Source organism: Undibacterium sp. TC9W, assembly GCF_049339865.1.
In the GTDB taxonomy this organism is placed as follows: domain Bacteria; phylum Pseudomonadota; class Gammaproteobacteria; order Burkholderiales; family Burkholderiaceae_D; genus Undibacterium.
The window spans coordinates 214,999-228,225 of sequence record NZ_JBMPPJ010000010.1 but is presented as its reverse complement, the minus strand read 5'-3'; the positions used below and the strand labels follow the sequence as shown (position 1 = coordinate 228,225).

Annotated in this window: 12 protein-coding genes and 1 tRNA gene; 3 read left to right on the top strand and 10 right to left on the bottom strand. The window is 49.8% G+C overall.

From position 1 onward, the window contains the following. Positions 1 to 449 precede the first annotated feature (449 nt). From ACO0LN_RS16480 to mutL, 8 genes are all read right to left on the bottom strand, one after another. The gene (locus ACO0LN_RS16480; protein WP_422975630.1) at positions 450 to 1,031 is read right to left on the bottom strand and encodes a hypothetical protein; all 582 of its coding nucleotides are present in this window, start codon (positions 1,029 to 1,031) and stop codon (positions 450 to 452) included. 483 nt (positions 1,032 to 1,514) lie between these two features. Next, a complete protein-coding gene (locus ACO0LN_RS16475) occupies positions 1,515 to 2,051 on the bottom strand; it encodes a tyrosine-protein phosphatase (RefSeq protein WP_422975628.1) in 537 nt (178 codons plus the stop codon). 133 nt (positions 2,052 to 2,184) lie between these two features. After that, positions 2,185 to 2,388, bottom strand: coding sequence for a hypothetical protein (locus tag ACO0LN_RS16470; RefSeq protein WP_422975626.1), 204 nt, complete (start codon positions 2,386 to 2,388; stop codon positions 2,185 to 2,187). 96 nt (positions 2,389 to 2,484) lie between these two features. Next, the gene (locus ACO0LN_RS16465; protein ID WP_422975624.1) at positions 2,485 to 4,482 is read right to left on the bottom strand and encodes an ATP-binding protein; all 1,998 of its coding nucleotides are present in this window, start codon (positions 4,480 to 4,482) and stop codon (positions 2,485 to 2,487) included. Positions 4,483 to 4,728: 246 nt separating this feature from the next. Continuing rightward, positions 4,729 to 4,805, bottom strand: a tRNA-Met gene (locus ACO0LN_RS16460). 192 nt (positions 4,806 to 4,997) lie between these two features. Next, the gene (gene miaA / locus ACO0LN_RS16455) at positions 4,998 to 5,957 is read right to left on the bottom strand and encodes a tRNA (adenosine(37)-N6)-dimethylallyltransferase MiaA (RefSeq protein WP_422975622.1); all 960 of its coding nucleotides are present in this window, start codon (positions 5,955 to 5,957) and stop codon (positions 4,998 to 5,000) included. Beyond that, entirely contained in the window at positions 5,954 to 7,219 is a 1,266-nt protein-coding gene (locus ACO0LN_RS16450; RefSeq protein WP_422975620.1) for a multidrug effflux MFS transporter, read from the bottom strand. Before ACO0LN_RS16450 ends, miaA begins: the two co-directional genes overlap by 4 nt. A gap of 1 nt (position 7,220) precedes the next feature. Beyond that, a complete protein-coding gene (mutL, locus tag ACO0LN_RS16445; protein WP_422975618.1) occupies positions 7,221 to 9,137 on the bottom strand; it encodes a DNA mismatch repair endonuclease MutL in 1,917 nt (638 codons plus the stop codon). 94 nt (positions 9,138 to 9,231) lie between these two features. Between mutL and ACO0LN_RS16440 the strand changes: the two genes are divergently transcribed. Both ACO0LN_RS16440 and ACO0LN_RS16435 read left to right on the top strand, forming a co-directional pair. After that, on the top strand, positions 9,232 to 9,885 hold the full coding sequence (locus ACO0LN_RS16440) for a DedA family protein (protein ID WP_162040155.1): 654 nt from the start codon (positions 9,232 to 9,234) through the stop codon (positions 9,883 to 9,885). Positions 9,886 to 9,900: 15 nt separating this feature from the next. Further along, positions 9,901 to 10,233 (top strand): hypothetical protein, encoded by a 333-nt coding sequence (locus ACO0LN_RS16435; protein WP_174247570.1) that lies wholly within the window; start codon positions 9,901 to 9,903, stop codon positions 10,231 to 10,233. A 178-nt stretch (positions 10,234 to 10,411) separates the two neighbouring features. Here the strand turns inward: ACO0LN_RS16435 and ACO0LN_RS16430 are convergent, their stop codons facing one another. After that, positions 10,412 to 11,071 (bottom strand): hypothetical protein, encoded by a 660-nt coding sequence (locus tag ACO0LN_RS16430; RefSeq protein ID WP_422975616.1) that lies wholly within the window; start codon positions 11,069 to 11,071, stop codon positions 10,412 to 10,414. 105 nt (positions 11,072 to 11,176) lie between these two features. Further along, positions 11,177 to 11,800 (bottom strand): LysE family translocator, encoded by a 624-nt coding sequence (locus ACO0LN_RS16425; protein ID WP_422975614.1) that lies wholly within the window; start codon positions 11,798 to 11,800, stop codon positions 11,177 to 11,179. Between the two features lie 87 nt (positions 11,801 to 11,887). Between ACO0LN_RS16425 and ACO0LN_RS16420 the strand changes: the two genes are divergently transcribed. After that, on the top strand, positions 11,888 to 13,213 hold the full coding sequence (locus ACO0LN_RS16420; RefSeq protein ID WP_422975612.1) for a PLP-dependent aminotransferase family protein: 1,326 nt from the start codon (positions 11,888 to 11,890) through the stop codon (positions 13,211 to 13,213). Positions 13,214 to 13,227 lie beyond the last annotated feature (14 nt).

Genomic DNA, 13,227 nt, shown 5'->3' with positions numbered 1-13,227 from the left:
AAGAAATGGACCATGCCTATACAACACTGGCGACAGGCATTGAATCGCTTTGATATAGAATTTGGGGAGCGCATCAACGCTCACCAATAGTTCCGGGAGAACTTACACAGATTTTTTTACAGGCTCGCGATTGCAGGCAATGAGTTGGCTATATGTGACATATTAAACGATGCTATGTGCTCATGGGGTAAGCGTCTTTTCCTACCTAAGTCACATCAATCAGCTCAACGCCGAACCTGTTGCGTCGATCTTGGTGGGCAAAACCTGATACCTTACTTCAACATCGCCCTCGGGTGATACTCATTCCAGGAAAATCGTGTCTTCTGAACGAGAGCGTAGTAGAAACGTCAAAAGTTCTCAGAGAAACATACATATTCTGAGTGCATGGCGGTACTACAGGTATCATCAGGGCGTCACTCTTTTGAGATGAGGTCTGAAACAGGTGACGCTCACTTGGCGAGAGATGCATTGGGACTTGCGTTGAATTGATATTTTTCTGCGCAATACAAAATGATGTTTTTCGGATTGCTAAGACAAAGATAGAATTCTTTCGTTTTCCCGTGCGAAGCCTCACACGAATTTATGTCAATCGCATCGCGAACGGCGTTGATTTTTTTGCTAGTGTTGGCAAGTTCCTGGCTACTGAGATAACCATCGTTAAAATTGACTTTTCCTTGCAATATTGATTGATCCAGAAAACGCCAGCTGTCTTTGACAGCTTTGGAGCAATTCAATGCTTCGGCATTTTCTTCACCCTGGCCAAATAGTGCTTTCGCCATGCTAGACGCCATGTCAACGACTTCTTTGGATATTGTTTTTTCTTTCGCCTTTGGCTTCACATACACATCATCACTGGCTTTTTCAAATACAAAGTCTGTTCCACTGACGCTGGCTTTCATGGTCTTATTGTCGAATTGACTTATTTTCAGGATTCCAAAATCGAACGCCAGCAAATGACCGTCCGTGATGTAATATACCGATGGACTCATCATATGAATCTTGCCGCTCGTTGAATAGGTCACTTGTGTCATGTGATGTGCGTTATATTCCCATCTGTCATCATCTTCATTGAGAGTGCCGTTAAACGAAACAATTCTTCAGCTACCTTTAAGTGCGCTTTCAGTCACTTCTAGAGCAAACACAGGGATAGCCAATAGCATCAACATGGCAACTACTATTTTCAACATGATCGTCTTCCTCGACAGGTTATGAAATGCGCCAATTGAGCGCATTATCAAGATACAGACAAGAAAGCCTTGTGTCGATACCGGATAATGTGGATAAGCTGATACCTTCTTATCAGTTTTGTCAGCTGCCCGATAATAAACTACCCTAGCTCTTGAAATTGTTGCGCAACGCTATGTCAGTAAGCCTTGGCGAGCTACTACGTTTGGTGTGTGTTGAATAATGCCTGGCTTTACCTCGACAATCACTCCTGTCGTTGACTGCTACTAAATAGGATTGGGCTCTAAACGTGGGTCGCACAGACGCAAATAATCTAGCAAAGTGCGTCACTAAATGCCAAAAAGTGCTTGCTTCAGTCTTTGTGGATCGACCAGCGGATCATGTGAACGATTGCACAATCCATCAATTGCCTGCAAAACAGATTCGCGTTCGGCATCGCTGCTCAATAAAAATTCCTCAACAACGACTTCTCTGGGGATGCCTATGAGTAACAATGTGGCAGCAACTACGACACCAGTACGATCCCGCCCCGAGGTGCAATGAATATAGACCGGCCATTGAGTTGCGGGATCAACTAAGGCTTCCAGGACCGTGGCAATCCAACGACGTACCTTTGAATGACTGGTGTCGTAATTCTCAACTGAATCAGTAGCAGGAAGGTGTATCAGTTTTGCGTCGAGATGTTGTGGGTCGGGCCCTTGCCGCAAATTGATAATTGTCTTGGGAGACCCCAAATCTGCGAGTGTAGATATGGTGTCAAACTTACCGCCACGAATTAAGCGCCCAATTGGAAACGGCACATCATCAAGCCAAAGCCCCAAGGCATCGCTGACATCACGAAAATTCACAGGATGTTGTTGGTGCATAGCGAGTTAAGCATTACTTTTAAAGCAGTCGATTCAAGCATTTCTTGGAGTGTGTCAGCGGGTTTTCTATATTGATCTGCTTGCCTTGTGTGGAGTAGACAGGTAAATGTTGATATTGTCCGTGACTGCCATCTTACCTTCTTCTGCCAGCGACATGATGGAGCCGACTGACGCGATAAATGCGGGCTAGTATGACACAACCGATACCTTGTAAGCCGACTTGAGACTGCTCTGGAAAATCCTTGCCAATGGCAATATCATGCAATGCCTTGCTAAATGCCGTGTGATTATTGGCCTTAAGGTAATCGACAAACATCAGCGCCTGCAGGTAAAACATGGGCGTTGTCAAACCATAGCGCGACGTAGTCCGGCTGGCAAACATGCTGGGCAATCGGCCCCATTATGGCCATTAAACTCTTCGTCGGTAGCCACTTCAATTTGGAATAGTTTGTAACTCATCGATTAGCTGTGTCTCTGAAACTTCTGTATAACTATCTCTTTGCAGTTTGAGATTTTGGAGCATGAACCCATTGGAAAGATCAAATTCATCTAGAATTGTGAACCAGTTTTTGACGTAACGTTTTGATGATCCATCATCAGTAACTAAGCCTAATTCACCTTTGTGAATGAGATTGCTTAGACGACTTCCAATTTCAGTATCTGCATTTGAAATTTTTCTACCCACCAAAATCAACTCGAAATGTATTTTTTCGCTACTAAAAGCGGGATATTTTTTTAGAATTGCTGCGTAGTCGTCTAGTTGTCGAAGATGTGTAACATTGAGTGCAACACTGGGCCTTTTAATTTCTATAATCACGCACTTAAAAATTTTATTTCCCGCAGAATCTAGGGTTGGCATTTTTCTCGCCAGGAATAAATCTACTTGGCGTTTCGCACCTTCTATAGTAGCCCCGTCTTCAAGATCATTATTTGAAATTTGATTAATGTCTTTTAATGCGTTGCGCAAATCTTTTACTATTTTTGTAAAGCTATCCTCTTCTGCTCCAATTGTTTCGTACTTTGGTCCGAAAAGCCATGTGTTGTTTTCTATAATTTTCTGTAAGTCAGGTGTTTCTAAAACATCCTTATATTTGAAATTCATTATTTCACGAAGTTTGTCTACCGCTTGCTGGCGTCTTTGAAGCACTTCAATCGTCGCAATTATATTTTCAAGCTTTGTTCGCTTTAGTTGGTACGCTAATGTATTTAACGCGCTTGAATCTAAATCAAGGACGCTATCTAAGACTTCAAATAAGCTATCGTTTTCATTTGAAACAGCTAGCTTGTCCAAGAATCGAACAATGATTTTCCGTTGCTTCTTATTTAATGAGGAGAATACTGACGGATCTGCCAAAAAAATTGTTTTTACCAATTCTTTTGTATTGCTGAGTTTCCATTTTGCGTAAGAAGGATCTTCTCCTTTGTATTCAGGAAATACTCCGTCATTGCTAAATTTTTCAATTTCAAAATCGACAAATTTTCGTAGGAACGCGTCATACACAGATTGTGTAAATTCACCTAATTCCTTACTTAAAATTTTCCAAATCTGTGATTCTGGATTGTTTTCTGATACCGTAAATAGGTCATTTTTCTTAGTGCAGAAATGATCTGCCCATGACGATGAAACATAGACACTAGTAAAAAAGTTGGCTTTGTTATTTAAACTACTTAATTCCCGGTGCACCACTTTATTGTTACTATTTAAGAGATAAGTGTAGGATTTCTCTGAGCTTGGCTTTTGATCCCAGCAAATCACTTTAATTTCAAAAGCAATATCTTTTGCGTTAATTTTTTTTGAGAAAATTTCATGGGCTGGCACGGGAATTTTATTGCCATTTACTGTAATGCTTCGGCTAGGATTCAGAGCCAAATACCATCCAAATTCGTTTGCTAAGTGCTCTATCAATTTCTCAATCGCTGGCAAGTTCTGATGAATATTTGATAGTTCTACACACGTCCCACTATTTGAAAATTTTAATTTTGGATGTTGAATTTTTGAGTCAATTTTTATGCCGGAAAATTTTTTAATACTACTTTCGTTTATGCTGATTTGTGCATCAGCGCCGTTAAAACGAGTATGCCATGTTGCTTTGTGGCAGAGTTTGTGAAATGCAAGCCGCCCCCTACCATGTGATCCGTGCTGGTCAGCGTCTTCTTTTTTTAAAGAGTCGTTAAATTTTTTAAAATTATTTTCAGGATGTAAAAAATCAATCCCATCACCATCGTCAATTATCCAAACTAACTCTGTGGACCCAAGCTCATTTTCCTCAACTGAAACGGTTACAGATTTTGCGTTAGCATCAAATCCATTCCAAATTAATTCAAAGATTGCTTGCCACGAATCATAGTTTTTAAAATGCTTCTTGATGCCTTCATCATTGATCTCGGCCGATCCAGAAAAATCGTTATTGATCATTGGCAAGTCTCTCATGAGGTTTATTAATAGTGAAAGCGTACGAAGTATCTAATCTAGTGGCATATATTTTATCAAAGAGATATTAACTTATCTGATTGTTTAAATACCCATTTAAAATAGCAAATAAGAAAATACTGCCAACTTTAAATATCTTCGTTAGTTCTTATGAAGATTAGGGCGCGAAGCAAACAAAAAACCCGCTCAAGCACAAGGCTAAAAGCGGGTTCTTTGCATCTGGCAGATCGCTCTGCAAGAAAATTCTGGTGGTGATAGGTGGACTTGAACCACCGACCCCAGCATTATGAGTGCTGTGCTCTAACCAACTGAGCTATATCACCAAGAAGCCTGCGATTATGTCAGTTTGGCTTTTGACTGTCAATATGCAAAACCAGATTTTGATGGAAACTGCGGCTATTTTTGCCTAAAAAGCAAAGCATTTCTGGTTTTGTGTCTGAATTACGCTGCGTATTGTTAAAAATGAGGTTCGTACTGAGGTTCCCAGCAAAGCTCGTAGTGAGCTTGACTGGGGTTCACTCTGGGATTGCTAGTGCCTGTCTGACGCTGTCCATGATTTGTGCCTGTGCATCGGTTGCCAGGCAGTCGATGATAATGCGGTTTGGCATGGATCTTAGCCAGGTGACCTGGCGTTTGGCGAGTTGGCGGGTGGCGATGATGCCTAGTTCGCGCATTTCTGCCAGGGTGGTTATGCCATCGAGATAATCCCAGGCCTGGCGGTAGCCTACGCAGCGTATGGATGGCAGGTTGGCGTGCAGGTCTGGTCTTTGTTTTAGGGCTTTGACTTCATCGATAAAGCCTTGCTTTAGCATGGTGTCAAAGCGCAGGGCGATGCGCTGGTGCAGTACGCTACGGTCGGATGGTTCCAGCGAGATGGCGTGCATGTCAAAGGGCGGGGCGGCGCGTTCCTGTTTGGCCAGCAGGGCGGACATGGGCTGCCCGGTGATGGCAATGATTTCGAGGGCGCGTTGTATGCGTTGGCTGTCTTGTGGTTTGAGCCTTGCCGCGGTTTCGGGGTCGAGCGTTGTCAGTCTGGCGTGCAGGCCGGGTACGCCTATGCGGGCGGCTTCTGCATCGAGTTCTGCACGTATGGCGGGGTCTGCGCCGGGCAGGTCGTCCAGGCCATCCATCAGGGCTTTGAAATACATCATGGTGCCGCCTACCAGCAGGGGCAGTTTGCCCCTGGCTTGTATCTCGCTGACCAGTCTTTGCGTGTCTTTGCGAAATTGCGCTACCGAGTAGGATTCTGCCGGGTCGATGATGTCGATGAGGTGGTGGGGTACGGCGGCCAGTTCTGCTGCATTGGGTTTGGCCGTGCCTATGTTCATGTCGCGGTAAACAAGGGCAGAATCGACGGAGATGATTTCTGCCGGGTAGTGGCGCGCAATTTCCAGCGCGGCAGCGGTTTTGCCTGAGGCGGTAGGCCCCATGATGGCGATGACTTTTTGTACTGACGTAGTTGTGTGGATATTCATACAGGTTGTTCTGCCGGGATCAGTGCTGGTAAGACACGGGCGGCGATAAAAATAAGGCTGCCCATGCTGCAGGCGATGATGGCGAGCGGATAGACCGTGCCATTATGCGTGGCACCAACGATGCTGCCGACGATAAAGGCGACCACCATATACAGCGCACCCATGAGGCCAGCGGCAGTGCCTGCCTGTTGCGGGAAAGGCGAGACCGAATTGGATTGCGAAATAGGGAAGTTGATGCCATGCGCACCCATGGTCATGAACATGATGGGCGGTATCATGGTCCAGTGCTGCACACCTGCCAGTGTCATTGCCAGAAAGGTCGCACCAGCAGCGAGAGACAGGCTGCTGCCTATGCGCATGGTGATTTTGGTGCCAAAGCGCGCATGCAGGCGGCGGCATACCACGGTGCCACTGAGGTAGCCAGATACACCAAAGGCAAAACAATAACCAAACCAGGCTGTAGGCAAAAGCAGCACCTTGATCAGTACAAAGGATGCGCCAGAGATAAAGACAAAAATTGATCCATACGACAATGCACCCGGCAAGGCATATACCCAGAACACAGGCGCACCCAGCACGATGCGGTAATTGCGCAGCAAGCCGCTGACATTGGTGGCTTTGGCGTCTTTATACAGATTGGTTTCTGGCAGGCGCAAGATGACCATGATGAGCAAGGCCGCTGCCAGCAAGGCATGTACAAAAAACGCTGCACGCCAGCCCAGATTGACTTGCAAAAATGAACCCAGGATAGGCCCCAGCAAAGGCGCGGCAGATACCCAGCTACTGGCCTTGGAAATGACCTTGATACTATCTTGCGGATCATAAGCATCTCGCACTATCGCACGCGCAATGATGACGGCAGAGCAGCAGCCCAGCGCCTGCAAAAAGCGCGCAATGATGAGCATGCCCATGCTTTGCGATGCGGCACACAAGAGGCTGGCGAGCAGGTAGAGACTCAGCCCCGTTATCACCACAGGGCGACGGCCAAAGCGGTCAGACAAAGGGCCTATGATTAACTGTGCGCCACCAAAGCCAGCGACAAAGATGGACAGCGTCAGTTGTACTGTTGAGGCAGGCACATCAAACACTGCCGCCAGGCTGGGCAGCGATGCCAGATACAGGTCAGTGCTTAAGGGTTGCAGCATCAAAAATGCGGCAATCAAAAAGAACAGGGGCGCTGTCGAGAACTGGGTGATGGCCTGGGCTGTCTGTTTCCCGGATGCTTTGGATGTCTGCACGGTATTGATCACGCTTTTGGGCACGTCATTGACCACGCAAGAACATCTTGTCGAGATCATTCAAACCCAGTTGCACCCAGGTCGGGCGACCGTGGTTGCACTGGTCTGAGCGTTCTGTATGTTCCATCTGGCGCAGCAGGGCATTCATTTCTGGTACGGTCAGGCTGCGGTTGGCGCGCACGGCGGTGTGGCAGGCCAGGGTGCCGAGCAATTCATTGCGCCTGTCTATCAACACGCGGGAGCCGCCAAATTCGCGCACTTCACGCAAGACATCACGCGCCAGTGACTGGGCATCGGCATTCTTCAGGAGCGCTGGCACGGCGCGTACGGCCAGCGTAGTTGGCGAGATGGCGGCCATGTCAAAACCCAGGGCTTTCAAGGTGTCCTGATGTTCTTCTACCGTGCCGACTTCTACTGCATCGGCAAAGAAGGTGATGGGGATCAGCATGGGTTGCACCGGCATGCTGTTTTCATCCAGGGCGTTTTTTAATTGTTCGTAGAGTATGCGTTCATGGGCGGCATGCATATCGACCAATACCAGACCCTTGCTGTTTTGTGCCAGCACGTACACGCCATGTAATTGGGCGAGGGCGAAACCCAGGGGGTAGTCGTCATCTGGCAGGCTGTTGGCAACCTGGTTGGCAGGGGCATAGCTGGCACTGGTCTCGTTGACGCCACTATTTGCATTGGGGCGGAAGAAGGCGCCATAGCTTTCCATGCTTTGGGTGACGCCGCCATTTGGCTGTGGGCGGTAGGGGTTTTGGTAGGCATTGCCGTAGCCGCTGCCGCTACTTGCGCCACCTCCACCACCAGCATAGGGGGATGGGTTGGCAAACTGCGCTGCAAAGGTGGTTTGCTCACCGGCTATCCAAGGCGTACCTCCATTTGCAGGTGCAGCGATGCCAGAGACAGCAGACATGGGGCCGGGTACAGTACCAAATGCAGTCGCCGATGTTTGCGCCAAGGCGCGGCTGACTGCATGGAAGACAAACTGATGCACAGAGCGGCTGTCGCGGAAGCGTACTTCTATCTTGGATGGGTGCACATTCACATCGACCAGCGCGGGGTCCAGATCCAACCCCAGTACATAGGATGGATAACGGTCACCGTGCAATACGTCCTGATAAGCAGCACGCACGGCATGCGTCAGCAGTTTGTCGCGCACGAAGCGGCCATTGACGTAAAAGAACTGCGCATCGGCGCGGGCCTTGGATGCTGTAGGTAGACCAACAAAGCCGTGTATGCGCAAGGGGCCTGCACTTTCATCGAGTGACAGGCGGGCATTCGAGAATGCTTCGCCCAGAATTTGCGCACTGCGCTTGTCGATGGCGCTGACATTCCAGTGATCGACGGCCTTGCCATTGTGGCTCAGTGAAAACGAGACATCGGGTCTGGCCAGGGCGATGCGGCGCACGATCTCGGCGCAATGGCCAAATTCTGTCTGCTCAGACTTTAAAAACTTGCGCCTGGCCGGGGTGTTGTAATACAGGTCTTGCACGTCCACGGTCGTGCCTTGCGCGCCGGAGGCGGGTGAGACCTTGCCGTTTTCTATCTGCCAGGCATGGGGTGCATCTACGGTGCGGGTGGTCAGCGTCAGCAGGGATACCGAGGCGATGGAGGCTAAAGCCTCACCGCGAAAGCCCAGAGTGGCAACATGCTCAAGCTCATCAAGGCTGGCGATCTTGGAGGTGGCATGGCGGGCTACGGCCAGTGTTAACTGGTCTGGCGGTATGCCGCGGCCATTGTCGGTGATGGCAATGCGCTTGACGCCGCCTTCTTCCAGGCGGATGACAACATTGCTGGCACCGGCATCGAGGGCGTTTTCCAGTACTTCCTTGACGACGGCAGAGGGCCGTTCCACGACTTCGCCAGCGGCGATCTGTGAGATCAGGTTGTCGGGCAGTGCCTGTATGGGGCGATGGGTAGCAGGGTTCGAATTCATGCCATGATTATACCTGTCAGGCGTCTCAGACATTGCCGTCTGGTGTATGATTGCGGCGGCTTTATGTACAGACTATCTAGACCCTGGGACAATAATGGATTTTATGCAACTCCTCGACGTGATCTTGCATGTCGATAAAATGCTGGGCACTTTCGTTACGCAGTATGGCGCACTGGTGTATGTCATTTTGTTTGCCATCGTATTTTGTGAAACGGCTTTTGTTGTTTTCCCTTTCCTGCCAGGGGATTCGCTGTTGTTCATCGCCGGTGCTCTGTGCGCCGCGCCCGATGCCCCCATCAATGTCTGGGTGCTGATCGCCTTGCTGGTGATTGCCTCCATCACTGGTAACTCCATCAATTACTGGATAGGCAGCCTGCTGGGGCACAAGGTCATGGAAAAAGATTTCCGCTGGATAGACCGCAATGCCTTGATGAAAACGCATATGTTTTATGAAAAGCATGGCGGCAAGACGGTGGTGCTGGCACGTTTTATTCCTCTGGTACGTACCTTTGCGCCTTTTGTGGCAGGTTTCTCCGAGATGACGCACAAGACTTTCCAGCTCTACAATGTGCTGGGTGCCTTGCTGTGGGTGTTCAGTGTGGTGCTTGCTGGTTATTATTTTGGTAATATTCCTATTCTGCGTGACCATTTGAATACGGTAGTCCTGGTTGGCGTTGGTGCTGCAGTCATCCCGGTCGTGCTGGGTGGCCTGTGGCGACTCTTCAGGGGCAAACGCAAACCTTCTTGAAAGCGGGTTCTTATCTTGAAGCCCCGGCAGACTTCATCCACGGTTATCTGGTTGCAAGCCAGTGCACCAGCCAAGCCTGCCCTGGGTCAGTCTTGCAATGGTTGTGGGGTGTGCTGCGCGGCTGAGCCTTGCCCGGTGGCGCGGGTGTTCTTATTGCAATTTCGTGGCAGTTGCCAGGCGCTGGAGTGGCATGCGGATGTGCAGCAATATCGCTGCGGGATGTTAGTGCAGCCTGCGAATTATGTGCGTTTGCTGCCGATTTCGTGGCAGAGCTGGTTTGCGAGACGGGTAAAACGCTGGATAGCGGCGGGCACGGCTTGTGATTCGGATGCGAGTGTGGGTGGGTAATATTATGGGTTGGGCCATGTTGTTGGACTACGGATTGTAGGTTGGGCTACGGGGTATCAGCCCAACACTCGGCTTCCATAAACGCATACGTTATTTAATCGCCCAGTGTTGGGCTGGTGAAGCGTAGCCCAACCTACGAATCCGGCCCAACCTACGCACTATCCAAGCTCTTCACTCCCTACCTGAATATAACAGGCAATATACTCGCACAAAACAATGCCGCTGCAATATTGCCAGCGACCAGCCTGGCTGGTGCCTGTAAATCCGGTTTCAAATCATTGGCATTCAATTTTTCTTGCAGGGCCCTGGCTATCCTGTCTGCAGTTTCTTCACGGCTTTCTGAGCCTGCGGCGGGATTGTTTTCCAATACCCGGCTTATCACAGAAATAAAATCAAACTTTTGCAGCAGAGTGCCAAACACCATTTTGTTGACGGTGGATTGCTCGCTCATCTTATTGAGTTGCGCGCTAATTTTTTCATGGATGACGGCGCTGGTGCTGCCAGCGGAGTGGGCCTTGTCCAGCAGTTGTGGGTAGTTGTCAGTCAGTTTGCTGACGACAAACTGGCTCAGGTCAGAGCCATGGCGCTCTGCCAAAAAGTGCAGGGCTGCGGCTATGCCCTGTTTTTTACCCATCAAAAAATACAAAATGGGTGCCAGTAAGGTCACTACGCACAGCACAAGCAGGGGCAGGCCACTGTGACCCCTGCCAGCCCAGCTGGTAAAAAACAGCAATAAAACCAGGTTCAGAAATACGCCGAATGCTGTGTATCCTATGAGGCGGGAAGTGATCTTTACGCCAGCCAGGGCGCTTACATTCAAGATGGTTTTGATTGCCACAGGGGCGGATATTTCCTGTAAGAGGGCGAGAATTGCCCTCATTGGTTAGTCTATGGCGGTAAATCATAGCATACAGATAACAGTGCCCCCTGAAATGCTTTGCCACTAGCGTGTCATCAGCAATAAACGCAAGGCCAGCAGGGACAATATCGCCGCCAGTATGCGCGCCTGCAATTTGGCGACTTTGGCATGGCGCATCAGGGTCTGGCGTATCACATGGCCAAAACTGCTTAGCAGGGTATGAAAGACAGTGCTGATGATGGTCAGTGTCGAACCCAGTAGCAATAATTGCTGCGTGACCATCCCTGCTTGTACATCGACAAATTGCGGCAAGAACACCATGAAGAATAACAAGGCCTTGGGATTGAGCAGGCTGTTCAGGCAAGACCGGGCAAAAACTGTGCGTAACGCCACTGCCTGAGCCGTAGCTGGTATTGCTGAAGCAGGATTACGCAGGGCCTTGTAAGCCATCCACAGCAAATACATTGCGCCCGCATAGCGTATCAAGTCAAACGATGGTGGCCATGCTGTGATGATGGCGGTGATGCCGCAGGCAGTCAGCAGCGTCAGGAGGATGTCAGCTGCACCTATGCCCAGGGCGGCAGCAGCGCCGCCACGTACACCGTATTGCATGCCGCAAGTCATGACAAAGGCCATGTTAGGGCCGGGTGAGCATAGCAGCAGCAAGACAGCAATGCTGAAGGTGGCGAAAGTACTCAGGCTGATCATGGTGGCTTCCTGGTGATTGCTGAAAAGATGCAGGCAGTGTAGTCTCTTGACCTGATACAGTAAAAAAATTGTTCTAGATACTATCTTATGGCTTTCGCCCGTTATAAATCCATCGTTGATGATTATGCTGCCCGCATACGCAGTGGCAAATTGCGGCCTGGTATGCAGTTGCCAACCTTGCGCAAGCTCATGCAGGAACATGGTATTGCCCTGGCGACAGCTTCACGCGTTTATATAGAACTGGAAGCGCATGGCCTGGTAGCTTGCGAGATGGGGCGCGGGACTTTTGTACGCGACACCAGCTTGCCGCGTCGCCTGGGGCTGGAACAGCAGACTTTGCAAACTGGTGCGGTAGATTTGATTTTCAATTATCCCTGTCTGCCAGGTCAGGATGAAATGCTGCGCGAAGGCTTGCGTGCAATCGCCAGCTCGGGTGACCTGGATGCCTTGCTCCATGCAGCGCCACAAGGTGGCCGTCCGCATGAGCGGCAAATCATTGCCCGGCATCTGCGCAATCGTGGTTTGCGCCTGCCTGCTGAGCAGGTACTGATCGTCAATGGTGCACAGCAGGCGCTGGCGGTGACGGTGCTGGCCTTGCTGGCACCCGGCGATATTCTGGTCATGGATGCGCTGACTTTCCCCGGCATGAAAACCCTGGCGCAATCAGCGCGGCTGGACGTGGAAGCCTTGCCACTGGCAGAAGGCAAATTGAACTTGCCAGCCCTGGCTGCGCTGTGCAAACGACGGCCAGTGCGTGCCGTGTATGTGATGCCCACCATGCATAATCCCATGGGTACGGTGATGACAGATACAGAGCGCCAGCAACTCGCGCAACTGGCAAAAAAACATCAATTCCTGATCATCGAAGATGGGGCCTATGCCTTTCTGGCAGAACCTGCACCCAAGCCGGTGTTTACCTATGCGCCTGAACAGACGGTGTATATTTCCGGCCTGTCAAAAAGTGTGGCATCGGGTTTGCGCATAGGCATGCTGGCTGCGCCGCCAGCGTTGATACCAGCGCTGGAAACAGCGATACGTGTCAGCTCAGGTAATACACCCTCATTGATGATCGCCCTGGCTTGCCGTTGGATAGAATCTGGTGTTGTCGATGAACTGGAAACAAGAAAGCGCAAGGATGCCAGGCAAAGGCAGAAGCTGGCGCGAGCAGCGCTGCATGCTTGCATGCTGACAGCCCATCCCTCTTCTTATTATTTGTGGTTGAGTTTGCCTGATACTTTGAGAGCGGAACAAGTCGCCACAGCGTTGGCAGAGCAGGGCATTATGGTGGCAACCGCCGATGCTTTTAACGCTGGAAAAACTGCGCCACAGGCTTTGCGGCTGGCGATAGGATCGGTTCCGCTGGATGTACTTGAACAGGTACTGACAAAGATAAATGAGGCATGCTGGCCTTAGTGAGTTCCAAGCAC

What these genes read in the sequence shown, in the direction of transcription:
- ACO0LN_RS16475 (WP_422975628.1), bottom strand. Translation starts at nt 2,051, where the DNA reads ATGCACCAACAACATCCTGTGAATTTTCGTGATGTCAGCGATGCCTTG.
- mutL (WP_422975618.1), bottom strand. Translation starts at nt 9,137, where the DNA reads ATGAATTCGAACCCTGCTACCCATCGCCCCATACAGGCACTGCCCGAC.
- ACO0LN_RS16465 (WP_422975624.1), bottom strand. Translation starts at nt 4,482, where the DNA reads ATGAGAGACTTGCCAATGATCAATAACGATTTTTCTGGATCGGCCGAG.
- miaA (WP_422975622.1), bottom strand. Translation starts at nt 5,957, where the DNA reads ATGAATATCCACACAACTACGTCAGTACAAAAAGTCATCGCCATCATG.
- ACO0LN_RS16480 (WP_422975630.1), bottom strand. Translation starts at nt 1,031, where the DNA reads ATGACACAAGTGACCTATTCAACGAGCGGCAAGATTCATATGATGAGT.
- ACO0LN_RS16420 (WP_422975612.1), top strand. Translation starts at nt 11,888, where the DNA reads ATGGCTTTCGCCCGTTATAAATCCATCGTTGATGATTATGCTGCCCGC.
- ACO0LN_RS16425 (WP_422975614.1), bottom strand. Translation starts at nt 11,800, where the DNA reads ATGATCAGCCTGAGTACTTTCGCCACCTTCAGCATTGCTGTCTTGCTG.
- ACO0LN_RS16470 (WP_422975626.1), bottom strand. Translation starts at nt 2,388, where the DNA reads ATGTTTTACCTGCAGGCGCTGATGTTTGTCGATTACCTTAAGGCCAAT.
- ACO0LN_RS16440 (WP_162040155.1), top strand. Translation starts at nt 9,232, where the DNA reads ATGGATTTTATGCAACTCCTCGACGTGATCTTGCATGTCGATAAAATG.